At 65.3% G+C, this 19582-nt stretch carries 13 protein-coding genes and 1 CRISPR repeat array; of the genes, 1 reads left to right on the top strand and 12 read right to left on the bottom strand.

Features of this window, described 5'->3' with window-relative positions; genetic code table 11:
• Window positions 1-2 precede the first annotated feature (2 nt).
• Window positions 3-1106: an ABC transporter permease gene (locus PCJ49_RS20840; RefSeq protein WP_269912638.1), complete on the bottom strand. Its 1104-nt coding sequence runs from the start codon at window positions 1104-1106 to the stop codon at window positions 3-5.
• Window positions 1107-1469: 363 nt separating this feature from the next.
• On the opposite strand from PCJ49_RS20840, the gene PCJ49_RS20835 reads away from it, so the two are divergent.
• Window positions 1470-2894, top strand: coding sequence for a mannose-1-phosphate guanylyltransferase/mannose-6-phosphate isomerase (locus PCJ49_RS20835; protein ID WP_269912637.1), 1425 nt, complete (start codon window positions 1470-1472; stop codon window positions 2892-2894).
• Between the two features lie 54 nt (window positions 2895-2948).
• Here the strand turns inward: PCJ49_RS20835 and PCJ49_RS20830 are convergent, their stop codons facing one another.
• From PCJ49_RS20830 to PCJ49_RS20780, 11 genes are all read right to left on the bottom strand, one after another.
• A complete protein-coding gene (locus PCJ49_RS20830; protein ID WP_269912636.1) occupies window positions 2949-3719 on the bottom strand; it encodes a type I-E CRISPR-associated protein Cas6/Cse3/CasE in 771 nt (256 codons plus the stop codon).
• Complete coding sequence (gene cas5e, locus PCJ49_RS20825) at window positions 3716-4477, bottom strand: type I-E CRISPR-associated protein Cas5/CasD (RefSeq protein WP_269912635.1); 762 nt, start codon at window positions 4475-4477, stop codon at window positions 3716-3718. Before cas5e ends, PCJ49_RS20830 begins: the two co-directional genes overlap by 4 nt.
• Complete coding sequence (gene cas7e, locus PCJ49_RS20820) at window positions 4474-5703, bottom strand: type I-E CRISPR-associated protein Cas7/Cse4/CasC (protein WP_269912634.1); 1230 nt, start codon at window positions 5701-5703, stop codon at window positions 4474-4476. The genes cas5e and cas7e overlap by 4 nt, the downstream gene beginning before the upstream one ends.
• Window positions 5700-6263 (bottom strand): type I-E CRISPR-associated protein Cse2/CasB, encoded by a 564-nt coding sequence (casB, locus tag PCJ49_RS20815; RefSeq protein ID WP_269912633.1) that lies wholly within the window; start codon window positions 6261-6263, stop codon window positions 5700-5702. Before casB ends, cas7e begins: the two co-directional genes overlap by 4 nt.
• Window positions 6260-7825, bottom strand: a complete 1566-nt coding sequence (locus PCJ49_RS20810; protein WP_269912632.1) for a CRISPR-associated protein Cse1 — start codon at window positions 7823-7825, stop codon at window positions 6260-6262. The genes casB and PCJ49_RS20810 overlap by 4 nt, the downstream gene beginning before the upstream one ends.
• An 83-nt stretch (window positions 7826-7908) precedes the next feature.
• Entirely contained in the window at window positions 7909-10623 is a 2715-nt protein-coding gene (gene cas3, locus PCJ49_RS20805; protein WP_269912631.1) for a CRISPR-associated helicase Cas3', read from the bottom strand.
• Between the two features lie 3 nt (window positions 10624-10626).
• Complete coding sequence (gene cas2e / locus PCJ49_RS20800) at window positions 10627-10971, bottom strand: type I-E CRISPR-associated endoribonuclease Cas2e (protein WP_269912630.1); 345 nt, start codon at window positions 10969-10971, stop codon at window positions 10627-10629.
• A gap of 23 nt (window positions 10972-10994) precedes the next feature.
• Window positions 10995-11861: a type I-E CRISPR-associated endonuclease Cas1e gene (gene cas1e / locus PCJ49_RS20795; protein WP_269912629.1), complete on the bottom strand. Its 867-nt coding sequence runs from the start codon at window positions 11859-11861 to the stop codon at window positions 10995-10997.
• Between the two features lie 91 nt (window positions 11862-11952).
• Window positions 11953-13812: direct repeats of the CRISPR family, unit length 28 nt; unit sequence GGCTCCCCCACAGACGTGGGGATGGACC.
• Window positions 13813-13966: 154 nt separating this feature from the next.
• A complete protein-coding gene (locus tag PCJ49_RS20790) occupies window positions 13967-16891 on the bottom strand; it encodes a TonB-dependent receptor (protein WP_269912628.1) in 2925 nt (974 codons plus the stop codon).
• Window positions 16892-17065: 174 nt separating this feature from the next.
• Window positions 17066-18499, bottom strand: a complete 1434-nt coding sequence (locus PCJ49_RS20785) for a glucoamylase family protein (protein WP_269912627.1) — start codon at window positions 18497-18499, stop codon at window positions 17066-17068.
• Window positions 18496-19500 (bottom strand): LacI family DNA-binding transcriptional regulator, encoded by a 1005-nt coding sequence (locus tag PCJ49_RS20780; RefSeq protein WP_269912626.1) that lies wholly within the window; start codon window positions 19498-19500, stop codon window positions 18496-18498. Before PCJ49_RS20780 ends, PCJ49_RS20785 begins: the two co-directional genes overlap by 4 nt.
• Window positions 19501-19582: the final 82 nt, after the last annotated feature.

Raw genomic sequence — 19582 nt, 5'->3', positions numbered from 1 at the left:
CCTTAGATCCCCAGCGCATTGGCGCAGATGGCGAACAGCGCATCCACGGCGATGATGGCGACAATGGCATTCACCACCGCCGAGGTGGTGGCCTGGCCGACATCGGCGGCCGAACGCCCGGCCCGCAACCCGCAGCGACAACCGATCAGCGCCACCATGGCACCGAAGACCAGGGATTTCAGCCCGCCAATGTAGAAATTGGCACTTTTGATCGCCGCCTGGGTTTCCACCATATAGGCGGTGGCCGTGATATCCAGCATGGAGATGGCCACCACCAGCCCGCCGATCAGCGACAGCGCACAGGCATAGACATAAAGCAGCGGCATCAGCAGCGATAAGGCCACAACGCGCGGCAGCACCAGAAATTCCTCCGGCGGCACGCCCAGGGTGGTCAGCGCGTCGATCTCTTCATTGCCCTGCATGGTGGCGATGCGGGCGGCGAAGCTGGCCCCGGTGCGCCCAGCCAGCACAATGGCCGTCATCACCGGGGCCAGTTCGCGCACAGAGGCAATGCCCACCAGATCGGCGACATAGAGCCCGGCACCAAACGCCTTCAACTGCACGGCCCCGACAAAGGCCAGGATGGCGCCCATCAGCAGATTGACGATGGCAACGATGATCAGCGCGTAGGTGCTGGATTCGGCGATGACGTCCAGCACCTCATTCCGGCGCACCATGGCGCGGCCGGTGAAGAGGCGCGGCAGACGCCACACCACCTCCCCGATCAGGGCCATCATGGCCTTGGATTCGTCCCACTGGGCCAGGGCGGATTTTCCCAGCCGCTTGCGCAGGCCGGGGCGCGGCTTTTCCTCCACCGGGGTGGGGGCGCTGCGGGCCAGATCCAGCAGCTTGGCCAGATCGCGCGGCACACCTTCCACCCGCACATCGGGGGCATCCGCCCCCTCCCCGCGCAGGCGGCGCAGCAAGCCGGCCAGGAAGGCGGCATCCACCGTGCCCCATTTCCAACCCGCCGGCGCTTCCACCCGCAAAGTGGAAATGCCGCCCGCCGGCAGGGTCTGCGGCGGAGCGGCCAGTTGGGCGGGATCAATGCCGCCCGCCGGTATGGTCAGGATCAGGCTGTCGCCGTCCTGGCGCGTATCCACCATCTGTCAAACCACCGAATCGAAACGGAAAAGCAGGGTTGGTGCCCAGTCAATGTCTGTATCTGCCTTCGTTCACAATGACGCAGCGCACAGGGCAGCGCAATGGCATTGGCCTTTGCGTGGCAAGGGATGTGATCAATCACCCCTCTCTCGCCCGGTCAGGGATAGGGCACAGGGGCCCGTTGCCTACGGAAACCAATCGCTTTTCCGGTGCATTGCGCCCGCAACATCAAGAGTTGGCGCTGAAAAGCTGGAGGCGGCCCCGATAACCAGATAAAAGGCAGCGCAATCCTATGTAGTTCAATCTGCATCCGCCCTTCAGAACCAGCACCGCAGACTTGGTACGTCGCCATTGGAGAAATTTTTATGACAGCGGCAGCGGTAACTCCCGTCATTCTATCCGGCGGCTCCGGGACACGCCTATGGCCGGCTTCCCGTTCCCTGCATCCCAAGCAATTTTTGCCATTGGCAGGCGAGCGGACGATGATCCAGGAGACGGTGCTGCGTGTACAGGGGCCACAATTCAGCGCGCCGCTGATGATCTGCAACGAGGAACACCGCTTCATTCTGGCCGAACAGCTCCGCAGCATCGGGGTGACCGCCTCGGCCATCATGCTGGAACCAGTTGCCCGCAACACGGCGCCGGCTGTCTGCCTGGCTGCGCTGAAAGCAATGGAAGGGGGAGGCGACCCGCTGTTGCTGGTAATGCCGTCTGACCATGTGGTGACAGATTGCGCTGCTTTCCAGCGGGCAGTGGGTTCAGCGCTGCTGGCGGCCCGTGATGGTGCATTGGTGACATTCGGCATTCGGCCCAGTCACCCGGAAACGGGCTATGGCTATATCCGCACGGGCGGGCGGCAGCAGGAAGATGTTGAAATCTATCATGTCGACCGCTTTGTGGAAAAGCCGGACGCCCAGACGGCCGCAACCTATCTGGCCGACGGAAATTATCTTTGGAACAGCGGCATTTTCCTGTTTGCGGCCTCTGCTTATCTGGCGGAACTGGAAAAGGCCGCACCCGGCATCGTTACGGCGTGCCGTGCGGCCTTGGCCAGTGCGACAAACGATCTGACCTTTTGCCGCGTGGCGCGGGACGCCTTCGCCGCCTCCCCTTCCAATTCCATTGATTACGCCGTGATGGAAAAAACCGCCCGCGCTGTGGTGGTGCCCGTGGATATGGGATGGAATGATGTTGGTGCCTGGTCCGCACTGTGGGAAATCGGCGCAAAGGATGCCAATGGCAATGTGACCATCGGCGATGTGCTGCTGCACGATTGCAGTAACAGCTACGTGCGCACTGATGAAAGGCTGATCGCCGTCGCCGGACTGAACGATATTGTGGTTGTTGCGTCAGACGATGCGGTGCTGGTTATCCACCGGGAGCGGGCGCAGGATATCAAGGCCATCGTGGAGCAGCTGAAAAAGCACAAGCGCCCGGAATGTGACATCCATACCACGGTTCACCAGCCCTGGGGGTATCGGCGCAATATTGACGCCGGGGAGCGTTATCTGGTCAAGCGCGTCGTGATCCAGCCGGGCGAGCAGCTCTCTCTTCAGCGCCATAATCACAGCGCGGAACACTGGGTGGTGGTGCAGGGAACCGCTGAAGTGCAATCCGGGGAGAATGTGCGGTTGGTGCATGAAAACCAGTCGGTCTACATCCCCATCGGTGAAAAGCACCGGCTGGGCAATCCGGGCCGCATTCCGTTGCATCTGATCGAGGTCCGGTCAGGAAGCTATCTGGGGGAGGATGACATCGTTCGTTTTGAGGACAAATACGCCAAACTATAATACCCACCCACCTAAAGGTTTAGCTTTAGGCGGGTGGGTATGATGCCAATCTCCCTACATGCCCGGGCGCAACAGCAACATGCCGAAGCCAAAGGCGCGGTGCCGCCCGATGCCATGGGCCAGATTGTTCAGCAGCAGACCGCCATCGGTTACCCGCAGCCGTCCCACATAGAGTGCATCAGGCTTGCTGAAGCGCTTCAAGGGGCGGCTGCCCCCCGCCGGCGCGGCAGCGCGGCGGGACAGGCTGACATGGCGCAGCCCCTCCAGCCGCAGGTCCAGCAGTTCCGCCCCGGTCAGGCGGCTGGTCAGCCAGTGCTGATAGACCCTGTCCCGCTCCGGTTCCTCAGCGGGCACGCTGCCCTTGGTCGTCCATTGGTCCAGGGCTGCCAGGAAGGCATCCAGTTCCGCACCGGGGTCTTTCTCCCGCGCGCCGCGTGCCAGACGCACCGTCGGGCAGACGCGGACCTGAAAGCCCAGCACCAGCCCTTCCGGCAGGCTGGCCGGCATGGTCTTTTCAGCTGCCCCCGCCCAGTCCACCGCCGCATGGGCCAGCGGTTGGGCGGTCAGGGCCGCCGCTGCCTGCAAGCTGGCCAGCGGAACGGTGCTATAGGCCAGCAGGTCCACCGCCCCCGGCTGATGCGGCCGGGGCTGCAGCACGAAGGGCTTGGGCGCCTGCGGGCCGAACAGGGCCGCCAGCAGGGCATGGGCGACATAGCCGCCATCGCCGTCGGCAATATCATCCCCCAGCCCATGGGCCAGGGCAAAGGCCGCCACCCGCCGCCCATCCAGCGGCAGTTGCAGCATATAAAGGGGCTGCCCCGTCATGCTGCCCCCTGCGCGCCGATGGAACCGCGACAGACCAGCCGCTCGCCGCCATGGATCTGGTTGCGCCAGTCCCGCCGGTCCACCAATCGCGCCTCCTCCCGCTGGAAAACCGCGCCCCCCGCCTCATCCGCCGGCCATTCGGCCCAGGCACGGGCCACCGGTGCGGGGGGCGCTTCCTGGTGCGGCTGGGCGGGCAGGCCAGCCGCCAGCAGGGCTTGCGCCGCCTGGAACAGGTCGGGTGCCGCCGTCACCTCTACCCCGATAAAGCCCGCCGGCAAGCAATGCTTGCGCCCGATGAACAGGGGCCGGGCCGGCTGGCGCAAGGCGGCCAGCAGGTCGCGCACCGTCGGTGCCTCATCAGCCGGGGTCAGGTGCAGCAGCACCAGCACCGCCGTTTCCACGCGATAATCGCGCAGGCGGATATGGGTGCCGCGCGTGGCGGCCCCGCTGCCCTTATCCTCCCGTCGGCCCCGCGTGGTCCAGCCGGTGCCGTTCATGAAGACTTGCCCCAGATCCACCGTCTGGTAATCGGTCAGCGTTTCGCCATCCGCCGGGATTTCCATGCAGAGCGGGCGCAGCCGCGCCTGCAACCGGTCCAGGGCAACCGCATCGCCATGCGACAGGCCCAGCGCATTGCCCAGCAGGCCGGTCAGCGCCGACAGGCCGGGAAACCGTTCCGTCGGCCCGATCTCATCAATCACCGGGGCACCGAAGGACATCATCGGCGCCTGCAGGTGCATGACCAGGATATCGATCATGACGGCTTGCCCCCCAGGGCTGCCAGCACCTGCCCGGTCAGGTCGGCCAGCCCGGTCAGATGCGTGGCCGGCAGGCCCGGCACATCATCCAGGCTGGCAATCAGCCGCTGTTCGCCCGGCCCATACATGCCATCAAACCGGTTGAGGTATCCGGCCAATTGTTCATTGGCCCTGGCCGCCAGATCATCCCCGGCAGCCACCCGCACCGGCTTCAGGAAGGCATTGGCCAGCGTGCGCGGCTGCCGGTCGCCCAGCTCCACCAGCACCGTATGGGCATAGGCATAAGGCGCCGTCGACCCCAGCTTGGCACCGGGGGAGACGGACGCGATCAGCCGGATCAACCGTTCCACCACGCCGGTTGCCAGCGTACGGTCGGCCTTTTCCCAATCGGCAACGGCACAGCCTTCCAGGTTGGAGACCAGCAGCGGCAGATCAACGACGACATAGCCATAGAACAGACCGCTGGTCAGTTCGCTGTCGCCCATCATGCCGCTGCCCAGTTCCCCCGCCGCCTTTTCCAGATCATCAACGGCTGTGAAGAATTCCGGCTCGCTCTCCTCCCCATGCACGGTGAAGCTGTGGGCAACATGCACGGCAGCATCGCCGCGCGCCAGAATGTCCGACGTCACCATGCGCCCGAACAGGGCGGCATCCAGCCCGGCCGCCAGCCGCAGCGCCTTCAGGTTGGCCAGCGTTTCCTTGTCCTTGAACAGGGCCTCCACCGCCTTGCGCGCCTCCTTGGCGGTCGTGGCGGCCGTCAGCAGGTTGCGCGCCTGGGAAAGGATGAACTCGACCTCCGGCCGGCCCAGCACCAGCACCTGACCGGTTTTCAGATCGGCCAGCAGGTCGCGCTCGGCCTCGGCATCCTTGTCCTTGCCCTTGGCCTTTTCCGCCTTGGCCTTGGCGCTTTCGCCCAGCAGCACGGCCTGGAACGCCTCCACCACCGCCAGGATGGCCTCTTCGGCAAAGCCTTCCTCCCGCAGGGGCTGCGCCACCTGCTGCACAAAGGTCTGGCGGGAACGGACGGACATGGGGGCACCCAGCCCTTCCAAGGACCAGTCCCCCACCGCCGTGCGCCAATGGCGCTTCAGGCATTGCGAGGAAACGCGGGTGCGGTTGACCCCGCCAAAGGGCAGGCGCTTGGCCCGGCCCACATCATCCCGGTTCAACAAGGCGGCGGCATAGGGGGTCAGGGTGTGGATTTGCAGGAAACGGGGAAGCGTCATGCTTCTTCTCCACTGGCAACAGGGGTATCGGCGCCGGGCTTCTTGCCGGCGGCCAGGAAATAGGGGCGGGCCAAACGGATCGCCTGGGCCTCTGCCCAATCGGGGTTACGGCTGGCCCGCGCCAGGACCAGGGCAGCCAGATCGGCCCAGTCAAAGGCCAGCGCCTTGGATGCGGACCAGCGGGCCAGGGTGCGGATTTCCGTCGCCAACCCCTCCCCTTCCGCCCGCAACAGGCGGATGAAGCGGCCTTCGGGATAGCCTTCGTCGGCCAGCACCCGACCGGGTGGCACTTTCGGGCGGTGGCCATCGGGTGCCATCATGGCCATAGACTGGATGATGATAGCCCAAGCTGTCTCTTGATTGTTCGGCAGCGGTTCCGCCCCGAATTCATCCGTCAGCAATTTCCAGAAGATCGGCGGCGGTATTCCCAGCGGGTCCATGCGGCGCAACTGCGCCATGCCGCCGGTGCCCTGCCTGTCCTTGGTCATTTTCCCGGCCAGCGCGCCCACAATCTGCCCGATGGTGCGCGCGGGTTTGGTCTCCGTTTCGGCCATACTCATGCCGCTTCCTCCGTCTCCGGCGTTGCACGCGCCGGCAAGGGCAGGTTCTTGTTCATGCTGCTACGGTAAAGTGCCTGGGCCAGCACCAGGGAGCGTTCCCGCCGGGCAGACGGCACCGGCAGGCGGCGGCAACCGCGCTGGAACGCCGTTGCCGAGAGATCATGCAGGCGTTGGCGCCAAGCGGTATCGGCGGCAAGGCGCGCCTCGTCCGTTTCCGCCCCCAATATCTGCCAGAGATGGGTGAAGAAAATCCCGTCGATCTCTCCGTCCAGGGCCACCAGGGTGGCCTGGGCGCTCCTGTCCTCAAAATCGATCTTCTCCGGCGCGCCCTGCACCAGACAGAGCAGGCCGTTTTTCACCGCCTTGATGCTGATCTTGGCCTCATCCACCATGCGCTTGGCCAGCTCATGCGCCTTCTCGCGCTCATCCTCACGGGCGATGCGCTGCATGATGCGCGGATTCACCGGCAGAACCCGGTCATGCAGCCCTTCCGTCTTGCCCTGACCGCGCACCAGGGCCGACAGATGCACCAGCATGTCCGGCGGGTCATCCCGGAAAGGGGTCAGCGACGGCGGCAGGTCAAACTTGGCCTTGTCGAACAGCAGGTCGGCCACCCGGTCATAGCGGAAGCCCTCACCGGAGACGGTATAGGCCCCGCCGGTGCCGCGGTTCACCGGAATCCAGGGGTCACCCACCAGCCCCTTACGCTCCTTGGCCTCCACGCGGGTGCCTTCACTGGGCCGCCCCAAGGCAGACAAGGTACCAGCACCATCAGCGCACAGGCGCACGCGGCGGCAGACCTCGATAAAGCACGGGTCCAGGGATGGCACCGGCAGACCCTCATCCCCATCCCAGGGCAGCAGCCAGAGCAGGCGGTGGGCCTCTGGCCCAACGGCGTAATCATCCGCATTCCGGGCCAGCAGCAGGCGGCGTTGCCGCAGCGCCACCGCCACCCCGCGCCGGAACCGCGCGCCCCAGCGCATGGACGGCACCAGTTCCACCAAAGGCCGGCTGCCGAAACCGCCATTCATCCGGGCAATGCCGAAATTGCCTCGACCCAGAAAGCCCTGGCTGGTCTGCAGGCTGACCAGGGCATAGAGCCAGTGATGCGGCTGCGCCGTCCCGATGCGGGCCTGTTTCACATCATGATTCTTGGCGGTGATCAGCACGTCGATGGCATCCGGCGTGGCCCCCAGCGGCTGCATCCGCGCCCAGGCCGCTGCGTCTAGGACGGGCGGTTGCAGCAAGGCCGGCTGCCGATGGTCGGCCACGTACAGTGACCAGGCCGTTTCCTCCGCTCCCGGCGTCAGGGCCAGCAGCAGGCGGCGCCATTCATCAGCATCACTATCGGCAGGGATGTCGGCCTGTTCATCCGCCGCCAGGGCCAGCGCCGCCAGTTGCACCAGAAAGAGGAACCAGGGCTGACGCTGATGCGCCAGCAACCCATCAAACCCCTCCACCTGATCGACCACCAACAGGGCCAGCAGGTCTGGAATGGTGATATCAGTGTATTCATCTCCTACTTTTACGGGCAAGTAGGCATCATGTATAAGGTTTTTCATGCAGAAATCCAAAAACCATACACGTTATGGATATACTCCATAAAGATTATTTAATGTCCAATATAAAATCTTAACGGTTACAGTCATTCCTGGGTGCGTCTTAGCCCCTGGCGATCATAAAGTAACGCAACCTCGCCGACCCGCACCTTCACCCCCTCCGCCATCGCCGCCACCACCGGCACCGCCTCCATCGGCACGCCGCGCAGCAGGTGGGCTTGGATGGTCAGGGCGGTGATGGGGTGGCCGAAGGCACCGACCGTCCCGGATTCCAGCTCCACCCGCCGGTCGCGGTCGCCCAGCCGGGTTGTCACCTCTGTGGCGGCCTCGCCCTCTTGCTCTAGTTTGGCGGCATCCCATTCCTGCCAATTCAGCCTCACCTGATCGGCAAGCTGCTGCTCGGCGGCACTTTTTCCCCAGATATGGTTGTAATGCTGGCTCCACAGGCCCGCTGTCCCGCCATCCAGCCGCCGGGCCAGGGCCAGAAGGGCGTCGGGATGGGTGATGTTTTCCACCAGTACGCGGTTCATCGTCGGTATCTGCCAGACCGGATGTTCCGCCAGCGCCTCTGCCGTGGCGGCCAGGGCCAGCAGGTTGCGATAAACCGTGCCCACCCCGCTGCCGGCCCCGCGTTTGGGCTTGCCATCGCGCTGTATCCCGTCGGCCAGGGCGGCAGCGCCCGGCGACAGGATCAGCGCGCGCGGGTGGGTAAAACCCTCGGGCCGATTGTTGCGCCAGCGGTGCCGGTGCAGCCGGCCCAGCCGCTGCAACAGCACGTCCGCCGGGCACAGGTCGGTGATCAACAGATCGGCATCAATATCCAGGCTCTGCTCGGCCGTCTGGGTGGTGACGGCGATACAGCCTTGGGCACTGCGCACGCCCCCGAACGCTTTTTGCAGCGCCTCATCCAGCCGCTGCCTGTCCTCTGCCGCGAAGCGGGCATGGTGCGGGGCCGGGCGGCCTTCCACCTGGAACAGCCAATCCCGGTTCGGGCACAGGCTTTCCAGCAGCAGCTGGGTTGCCACCGCATCACGCACTGTGTTGCGCAGGATCAGCACATGCGCCCCGGCCTCTGCGGCGCTGATGGCCCGGCGTACCAGAGCTTCCAGCGCCGCCGGGTCATGCCGTTCCAGGCTGACCTCCCGCGCTGGCAGGGTCTCATCCCGCGCCAGGGGCACCAGACCCGCCGCCCCCAGCAGGCAGGGATAGGGCACCTCACAGGCCGCCGCCAGATCGGGCCGTTTGGTCTTGGTCAGGCTCGCCCGCGCCACCGCCCCCAGCGTGGCGGACATCAGCAGGGTGAAGCCCCCGGCGGCGCGGTGCTGATCCAGTATATGGGCCAGCAGCGCCCCCATATAGGGGTCGCTGGCATGAACCTCATCAATGACCAGCAATTGCCGCAGCATGGCTGCCGACCGCAGCGGGGCATGGCGCACCTGCAACCCGCCCAGCAGCAACTGATCAATGGTGCCCACCATCACCGGCCCGGCCAGATAGCGGCTGCTGTGCGCCGCTGCCCAGCGCCGGTCATCCAGCCGGCCCGTATCGCCATCCGGCCAGGCGATGCGGTGGCCGGGCAGGCGCACCCCATCATCGCCATCCACCCGCAGATAGCCCGGCACGGCCAGCCCCACCGGCGGGGCGATCTGTTCCCCCAGGGCGGCCTGCAGCGCATCCCGGATGCGGGCATGGATCTGCACGGCAGAGGCGCGGGTGGGCAGGGCGAAATACATCCCATCGACCTTGCCCGCCCGCAGCAGGGCCAGGAACAGGGCAATGGCGGCCTCTGTCTTGCCGCTGCCGGTTTCCGCCTCCGCCACCAGGGTGGCACCGGGGCGCAGGCCCGCCACGTCCAGCGCCAGCATGGCTTGCTGCAACGGGCGGGGCTGCCAGGATTGGGCCGCCGCATCCGGGAACAGGCCGGCAAAGCCCCAGGGCAGGGCGGCGGCCCCCTTTTGGCGCAGGCTGGCATCCAGATGCCGGGCGCGCAGCATTTCCACCGCCTGCCCCGTGGACCAGCCAAACCGGTCTTCGTCCCAGCCCGCCAGCGCCGCCGGCCCCATCAGGGGGAAAGCGGCCGTGTCGGACCCCAGCCAGTCCGCCCACACCATCAACCCCGCCAGCGCATAGGTGAAGCGGGCGGTGATGGTCAGCGCCGCCCCCGCATCATCGGCAAAGGCCAGCGGGAACCAGCGGCGCACCCGTGCCGACAGGTCGGCCAATGCTGTCAGCGGGTCATAGCCGCCCGTCGTCCCCCAATCCTGTTCCGCCGGCTCCGCCGGTTCCGTCAGCGCGCCATGGTGGGCCAGAATGGCGCTCAGCACCATGGTGGGCGGATGTTCGTTGTAACTGTCCGGGTCGGGCTGAAACCAGCCTTCCAGCGCGTCAAGGTAGAGCGCGTGCAGCACAAGGCGTTTGCGTTCCTTCCGGACGGCATCCTGCGTGCGCTTCATGTTCAGCATCGACCAGAGCGGGCCGATATGCCCACCCCCGGCCGCCTTGTCGCCCCGGATGCGGCGCTGGAACCGCACCGTCACCTTGCCGGCATCATGCAGGGCGGCCAGAACCGACAGCCGGTCGCATTCCTGGTCGGTCAGATCATCCCGCCCAGCCAGCCGCGCCAGCCGCCCCCGCACGCCGGCCAGCCGCAGCAGGGCGCGGAAACTGGCGGCCACATCGGCGCAATGGTCGGCCAGGGTCAGGGCCAGCGGCCCCTTGTCGCCCGCCAAATCCGCCTTGGCCAGCGCCAGGGCGGCGGGCACATAAGCCAAGGGGGCGGAGGGGGAGAAGCCGCCGTCCATCAATCAATGCCCCGCCATCGCTGGCGCCCCTGCAACCGCATCCGGGGCGGCCCCCGCCCGCAGCCGGGCCAGATACAGCCCATCATAATCCACCAGTTCACGCGCCGGCGTGCCCAGAAACTCCATCCCCAGCCCGCCGGGGGCGCTGCGATCCTGCCAGACCAGCACGATGCTGCCCTCCCCCAACTCCCCATGCCATTCCGCCATCACCCGCCAGATGCGGCCGCGCACCCCGGCGGTCAGCGCCGGGGACACATACAGGCCAGGAGCCAGTTCCAGCATCACCGAGGCCAGGAAGCCCCGGAACCGGTCCGGCACATCGCGTGTCACCAGCAGGGTCATGGGCATGGGTGTGGCGGCCTTTCTGCCCGTCAGGCGGCATCAAACAGGGTTTTGATGCGGTCGATCATGCCGGGGATCAGCCCCTGATCGCGAAAGGCCCGCCCGGCGATGCGGCGCACCTGCCGTTCCAGCGGCACGGTCGCATCCTTTTCCGCCGCCTTAACCGCCTGAAAGGCGATGGGCAGGGTCATCTGGTCCCGGTACAGGTCGGCAATGTCCAGGGTGAAGGCGTTGGCCGAATCCTCATGGATGAAGCCCAGTTGCGGCACGGCAGCAGTTGCCGCCACGGCAATGGCGGCGGCCGCCTCCACCGCCGTGGCGGCATGGTTGATGGCCTGATTGGCGGCATCGGCGGCATTGGGGTTGGCCCGGTCATAGCGCCTGCCATCCCATTGGATACCGTATCGTTTGGCCAGCAGCCGATAGGTTTCCTTCATCCTGGCCCCCTCTATCCCGCGCAGCACGGTGATATCCTGGTGCGGCAGCACCTCCCCCAGGCGCCAGGCATAAAGCCGGCGGGCAATGGAAAGCCGCGCCCCCTCCGCATCGGCCCAGACACGGGCCTGCCGCCGGGCAATCTGGCTGTCATCGGCCCCCATGGGCGGCGCGGTATAGGCCCGCACCCCATCATCCCCCACAGCGGCCAGCCCGGTGCCATGGCGCGCCATCAGGCGCAGCACATCATGGCTGACCGTGCTGCCCGGCCCCAGCAGGATCAGGCTGATGCCCTGAAAGGGAATGTCATAAAGCCCGGCCGGCATATCCGGCCCCCCGGCCGCCGCAAAGCGCAGACAGCCATTTTCCACGGTAAGGCCCCCACGCGAAAGCCAGATCAAGCCATGGCGGTCAGCATGGGGCACCCGCGCCGTCTCCAGCCCCAACCGCCCTTTCAGCATGATTTCCCTCTCGCAATAGGGGATATGTTGAGATAATATTCTGGACGAAAATCTTGGACAAGTGAATAATTTCAGGTATATCAAGCCTAGAGGCTCCCCCACAGACGTGGGGATGGACCCGCAGCGGCTGGCCGGGGAATATGCCAAAATCCGGCTCCCCCACAGACGTGGGGATGGACCCCGGACCGCCAGATCGGCCAGCACCTTGCCTTGGGCTCCCCCACAGACGTGGGGATGGACCCTTCGCCGCGCGCACCAGCGCCCGATTGCGTGCGGCTCCCCCACAGACGTGGGGATGGACCCGCAGCGGCTGGCCGGGGAATATGCCAAAATCCGGCTCCCCCACAGACGTGGGGATGGACCCGGACGGTCACCATTGTCACCGGATCGGACAATGGCTCCCCCACAGACGTGGGGATGGACCCTGGTGACGAAGAACGGGCGATCCTTGTCCACCGGCTCCCCCACAGACGTGGGGATGGACCCTTGGTCCAGCGCCTGGGATTTGCCCCAGCACCGGCTCCCCCACAGACGTGGGGATGGACCCATTTGCCGTCACCGCAGCACCGTCCCGCCCCCGGCTCCCCCACAGACGTGGGGATGGACCAATCTGACGGAGACGGCGCGCTGGCGTATCCGCGGCTCCCCCACAGACGTGGGGATGGACCCGGATGCGCATGTTGCCGCCATCATGGCGGCGTGGCTCCCCCACAGACGTGGGGATGGACCTGGCTGCCCACCCCGATCCCGGACATGGACAGGGGCTCCCCCACAGACGTGGGGATGGACCTTCATCATCTGCTTGATCATCTCACCGAATGCGGGCTCCCCCACAGACGTGGGGATGGACCTCATCCCGTGGTGTCAATGCGTCCGCCGCGAAAGGCTCCCCCACAGACGTGGGGATGGCCCCCCCCCGCGCCGTGGCGCTGGGGGGTCCGCAGTGGCTCCCCCACAGACGTGGGGATGGACCTTGGAGACGCGACGAAGGCAAAGGCCCGCATGGGGCTCCCCCACAGACGTGGGGATGGACCTGCCAGCGGCGCCCAGGCTGCCATCACCCAAACGGCTCCCCCACAGACGTGGGGATGGACCTTGACGGCGGATCAGCGCACCCTGGCCCTGCTGGGCTCCCCCACAGACGTGGGGATGGACCCCTCATGCGCGCGATTTTGATTTTTGGGGCCGAGGCTCCCCCACAGACGTGGGGATGGACCCTTATTGGCGCTGTCCACCTGCCGGTCATAGGCGGCTCCCCCACAGACGTGGGGATGGACCCATCTGCGCAGCCTGCTGCCGAACGGCGATTTCGGCTCCCCCACAGACGTGGGGATGGACCTGCGGCTGACGATTTCCGCCGCCGCCCATATTGGGCTCCCCCACAGACGTGGGGATGGACCCCACCAGCCCTATTCCCGCAAGGTCGATGTCCAGGCTCCCCCACAGACGTGGGGATGGACCTTTTGCAGGCTGCCACCGCGCGCGGCATCAACGGGCTCCCCCACAGACGTGGGGATGGACCCCGCTGCCGCGCGGAGATATGGGGGCGGTATGGGGCTCCCCCACAGACGTGGGGATGGACCCAGGCGGGGGACCGTTCGGCCACCTGTGCCGCCGGCTCCCCCACAGACGTGGGGATGGACCCGTACACGTCCAGATATTGGCCCACCCGTCCAAGGCTCCCCCACAGACGTGGGGATGGACCCTGGTGACCCGCTGGCCAGCGGCGGCCGCCCTGGGCTCCCCCACAGACGTGGGGATGGACCCAGGCCAGCTTTCGGCGCGTCCCACCCCAGCCTGGCTCCCCCACAGACGTGGGGATGGACCTGGGGGAGATTACCCAGGAAATTCGCGCGGCGAGGCTCCCCCACAAACGTGGGGATGGCCCCCACTGGGCTCCAGGGTAGAGCCGCAGCGTCTCGACTCCCACCCACAGACGTGGGGATGTGCACAGCGCCGCCGTTCAGAAGGCCGTCATAGCGTCCCGCCGGTCTTTCTCATCCGTCGCGCCGAAACGGATGGCCCCTTTGCCGGCCGGGCACAATGCCCGATGGCCGCCACCCCCTGCCCCCGGTCGCCCGACGGAAGGGGGGGCGACAAAGACATCAGAACTTGTAGCGGGCCCCCACCTGGAAGGTGCGGGCATTGCCCACTGTGCCATTTTCCTTGAAGGTCGGGTTGGCACCGGCCCCCGCTGTCCAGGCGGAGTAGCTGCGGTTCACCCAGTCGAACGCGTTATAAACCTGGAAATCCAGCGTCAGCAGATGGCCGGAGAAGGTCTCGATATCCTTGGAAAGGCGCAGGTCCAGGTTCTTATAGCCGAAGGTCGTCTTGGGATAGAACACGCCCCCCAGATTGGCAAAACAGCAGGCATTGGGCGGTGTGTTGGGCAGGCCGGAAATGACATTGCCGAAGGCCGGCCCGGATGCCAGGGTCAGCGTGCTGGACAGTTTGGTCCCCCAGGGGCCGGCCACAATACCGGTGCCCACGAAGCGATATTTATCCACGCCCTGCACATAATGCCAGCCGAACTGGTTCTGGCGCGGGCCTTCGAAGAACTCATCGGCCCCCAGCTCCGTTCCCACATTGGTGCGCGGGCGCTGCAGGGTCAGGCTGGTGGTGAAGCCCCAGCCGGATTCATCCGTGTAGGGTTTTTGCGCCGTCAGATAGATGGCGGCATAGCGCGCCTCCCCTTCACTGGCGCCGATATTCAGCTTGCCATTGAAGCCGGGCAACTGGCCGGCGGCGGGGAAATTATCAATGATCCAGAGATCACCGGCGGGGCTGAAGCTGCCATCCGGCATCCGGTTGCCGCGCACATACTGGAAGATGTTTTTTGAAATGACATAGGCGAAGGTCAGTGAAGTCTGGATTTCACCAAACTGCTGACGCACGCCGATATCAAGCTGGTCCGAATAAGGCAGCTTGATATCATTGGGCAGCAGCCAGACCGACCCGCCCTTGATACAGCCGCTGAGGGCTTGCCGCAAATTGCTGGGATCCTTCAACCCGGCCTGATAGGCCGGCGCGCAGGCCGTGCCGCCCCCGAATTCAATCCGCTGATCGGTGCGATAGAGGGTGGAAATGGTCTCAATCTGGGAGGTCAGGAACAGGTTGCGGTCATAATAACGACCGGCCCCGGCAAACAGCACCGTCTTGCGGTCCCCTTCCAGATCATAGGACAGGCCCAGACGCGGCTGGAAGGCCCCCAGATAGGCATCGCGGTTCTTGCCGGTGGAAATATAATCATCCGGATTGATGCCGGCCGCCTTCCAGCCCTGGTAATTGCGCAGGGCGGTGACAACATTGGCCGGCGTCACGAATTTATTGTTGCCCTGGTTGGATTCATAATCCCAGCGCAGGCCCAGATTGGCCGTCAGCCTATCGGTGATTTCCCAATCATCCTGGATGAACAGGCCGATCTGGGTATTGTTGGCCCGGGCCTTTTCCACCGGCCGGATGGCGATCTGCGCCGCATAGGGAATGTCGGCGGCAGTACCGGTATAGGTGTTGGCATCGTAAATATAGGTGCCGTTGCTGTAAAAATCCTCCAGCCGGCTGAACTTGGCCAGGGTCAGCTTGCCGCCCACTTTCACCGTGTGCGCGTCACCGGTCCAGGTGGTGGCGTTTTTGAAGGTCAGCAGTTTCTGGGCGCTCTCCTGGGTGAAGAAATGCCCGCCCAGCTGCGCCACTTCGCGGCCGTTGCGCCCGTCGGTCAGAATGGTTTCCGGGCCGTCGCTGTTGCGCGGCGTGCCGGTCGTCACCGTCTGATAGGCGATCTGCGCTTCATTCAGGAAGCCGTCGCCATCATGCTTCCATTCAAGCTGATAGTTCTTGATGTCGTTCTGCTTCAACCGCCCGTGGGAACGGGCGGCCTGATTGCCGAAATCGGCCAGATCGTCTTCCTTGCGCAGGAAATAGCTGGCATCCACCGTATCGGCCTCGCTGACAAAGAAGGTCAGCTTGCCGAACAGCAGATCCTGTTTGAAATCGGCCGGGAAACTGCCGTTCTCCCGCGTTGCCAGCGCCTGATAGGCGGGCGTGCCCCCGCCCGACGGGGTCAGCAGCTGCACGCCGGTGGAAGGGTTGGTCTGTGTCGTGCCTTCATAGGCCACGTAGAAATGCAGCTTTTCGGCAATGATCGGGCCGCCCAGATCGGCGCCATATTGGGTGCGCTTGTAATCCGGCTTCTCCCGCGTGCCATCGGGATTATTGGCCTTACCCGGCCGGTCGAAATAGGGGCGGCCGATAAAGGCCTTGGGCTGATATTGCACAAAGCCGGTGCCGTGAAACGCCGTGCCGCCCGTCTTGGTGACGGCGGAGATGATGGCCGAACCGGCCTGTTCATATTCCGCCTTGAAATTCTGCGTATCGACGCGGAATTCCTGGATGGCCAGCTGCGGAAACGGGTTGCCCTGGGAAAAGCTCTGCCCGGCAACCCCGCCATGGCCCACCTGATTCTTGTAACTGGTACCATCGATGAAGACGTTGATATTATCCGCGCTGACGCCGCCCGCCTGGATGGAGCGGTTGCCAGCCGAGGGCGAAACCGAAACACCCGGCGCCAGGGCCGCAAAATTCAGGAAGTTGCGGTCATTCTGCGGCAGTGATTCAATCTGGGCTGGCGTCACATTGGTGCTGACGATGGCCGAGCGCGGTTCCGTCAGCCTGGCGCTGGTCACCACAATTTCGTCCAGCGTCGGGGCGGCGGGGGCCAGATCGACGATCACCGTCTGGCCCACCGGCACGGCAGCGTCGGCCACATTGCCGGCCGCTTCAATCCGGTAGCTGCCGGGACGCAGCCCCACCAGCACGTAATCACCCTTCTCATCCAGCTTGCCGGTCTGTTTCTGGCCGGTGGAAAGGTTGGTGGCCGTCACCACCGCCCCCGGTGCGCCGCCATCCACATGGCCACGCACGGTGGAGGCCGTCTGGCCGCTGGCCAGGGGAACCATGCCGACAGCGATGGCCACGGCAAACAGGGATACGCCCAGACGGGCGGCTGACCGATAGGAGAATGACCTGGGCATCTGCGTTCTCTTCCCCGAATTTGAAACCATGTAACCGGTTTCATTTTTGCTTAGCCGCCATGGATTGAAGAATGTGCGGCGATGTAAACGGTTCCATGGATTAGTAGCGGCTGATTTGGTGCCGTCAAGCACCTTTTCTGATCCGTTAACCGCGATTTGCTGAAATGTTGCCGATCAGCCCGGACCGGATGGCAGCCAGCCCCCGGTGAAACCGGCGCGCCGCAGGCCACGCCGCAGCGTGGCCGCCCCCCGCATCACCCGCCAGATCAGCCCATCCTGATAATTGGCCATCATGCCCAGAATGGGGCCCTGATCGATGGCGATGTAATCCGTCGCCACCCAGCCCGTTACCGGGTCCACCTGCCCCTTATCCGACTGCGCGGCCGGCCCGATGAAGCTGGGGTTGAAACTGTCCAGGAAACCATATTGGCCATAAAGCCGGTCGCCATAGCGTTCCTTCATGGCCAGTGCCGCCGGCACCACGATTTCCGGGGCGAAGGGCAGGCAGCCAAGTGCTGCCGTGGGGGACAAGGTGCCATCATCCAGCCCGTCCGGTTGGTCCAGCGGCCCGCGCGCCGAATAGCCGTGGAAACGCCGTTCCCTGCCATCGACGCTGAATTGCGCATGGCCCGGCCCGTCGCAGGCGGTCAGCCCCCAGATATCCGCAGCATAGCCGCGCCAGCCGCCCGGATTTGCCATGCAATAGGCCCGTGCAGCATAGGCGGCGCGGCGGCTGTTCTGGAAATAATCGAAACCAGCCTCGCGCATCACCGCATCGCGGATGCCCCGGAAATCCACCCACATATGGCTGTATTGGTGGCCGAACAGGGGGGCGAAGGCCAGATGCCGCCCCATCCCCTGCCCCCGCCACGACCGTGCATAGGTGCGGGTCCAGTTGTCCCACGCCCCGTCGGCCACCGGATGCCGGCCAGACCCCAGCGCCAGCAGCAGCACCATCATGCCTTCATTGTAACCGGTCCAGTAATGGTCGATGAAGCCTTTCTCCGGCCCCCAGCCCATGGAGATGTCGCCGGCCTGGTTCTGGAACCAGGGCCATTCCGCCCGGTCCACCAGATCCAGCGCCAGCCGGCGGATTTCCTGCTCTGCCGGATCGCTCCCATCAAAGAAACCCGCGGAAAACAACATGCCCAGATGCAGCAGGGCGGTATCGACACTGGACAGCTCGCACTGGCCGTAACGCAGGCCCGTCTGCATATCCAGGAAATGATAGAAAAAGCCCTTATGCCCGGCCACGCCCGTGGCCGCCGGCCCCTGCGGTAGCTGGTCAAAGAAACGCAGCGTGGTCAGGGTGCGGGAGGCCGCGTCAGCCCGGCTGACATAACCGCGCGCCACGCCAATGCCATAGGCGGTGAGCGCAAAGCCAACCGCGGCGATGCTGCAAAAAGACGGGGTTGGCCAGCGGTCAGGCACCAGCCCATTGCCCGCATTGGCCCTTTCCCAGAAGAAATTGAAGGTGCGGCAGCCCAGATCGTCGAAGAAGGTCGGCAGTGAGACAAGGGGCTGGGCGGCGCGAACCGCCCAGCCGGGCAGCAGCGCCGCCCCGGCCAGGAACGGCGCTGCCCCCAGCAGGGTACGGCGGTGGATCATTGTCGGGTGGACTCCCTGATCACAAGGTCGGGCGTAATGATCTCCAGCTTCTTGCCGGCATCATCGCCATCAATCATCGCCGCCAGCCGGGTGACAGCACGGCCCCCCAACTCAGCGACATGCACACGCATGGTTGTCAGGCCCAGATAATGGGCCAGCGGAATATCATCGAAGCCGGCCACGGCAATCTGCCCCGGCACGGAAAGGCCGTTCTGGCGCGCCCAGGTCAGGGCGCCGATGGCCATCATGTCATTGGCGGCAAAGACAGCATCCACCTGGGTGCCGGCCGCCAGCAGGTCGCGCAGCGCCGCCGCCCCGGATAAATCATCGAAGCGGCCTTCCACCACCGTTACCGGGGCATCGGGGGCAAATTCCGCCATGGCCCGGCGATATCCGGCCGCGCGTTCCCGCGCATCCAGATTGCCGGCGGGGCCGGCAATATGCACGATATGGCGCCGCCCCAGCCCGATCAGATGCCGGGTCACCGCCACGGCCCCGGACTGATTGTCAAAGCTGATCACCGGGTGGGTGCGGTTGCGCTCGCTGTTCAGCAGCAGGGTCGGCATCCCCGCCGGCAAGGTCGCAGCCAGGGTCTTTACTGGCAATTGCGGGGCCATGATGATCACCCCATCCACCCGCCCGCGCATGGTGGAAACTGCCCGCGTCACCCGCGCCAGATCGGCGTGCAGGCTGGACAGCATCAGGTGATAGCCCAATTCCCCCGCCCGCCGGTCCAGCCCGCGCACCAGTTCAGAGAAGAATTCCCCGAACAGGTCCGGCAGGACCACGCCGATGGCCTGGGTCTTGGCGATGGACAGGCTGCGCGCGCCCGCATGGGGGGTATAGTTCAGGCTTTCCGCCACCCGATTGATGCGGTCGCGCGTATCCGGGCTGACACTGGGATGGCCATTGATCGCGCGCGACACGGTGGCAACCGAAACACCGGCCAGACGAGCCACATCCCTGATCGTCGCATTATGCGGCGGCTTCCCGTTGCCCACGTCAATTCCCCGTAATGATGTCCGGCCAGAGACCCTTTATGACCGAAGAAACCGGTCCGTGCCACGAACTTCTATTGCGCTG

Source organism: Niveispirillum sp. BGYR6 (assembly GCF_027568365.1).
Lineage (GTDB): Bacteria > Pseudomonadota > Alphaproteobacteria > Azospirillales > Azospirillaceae > Niveispirillum.
Note: the sequence above shows the minus strand (reverse complement) of the source record. Positions and strands in the feature narration are given on the sequence as shown.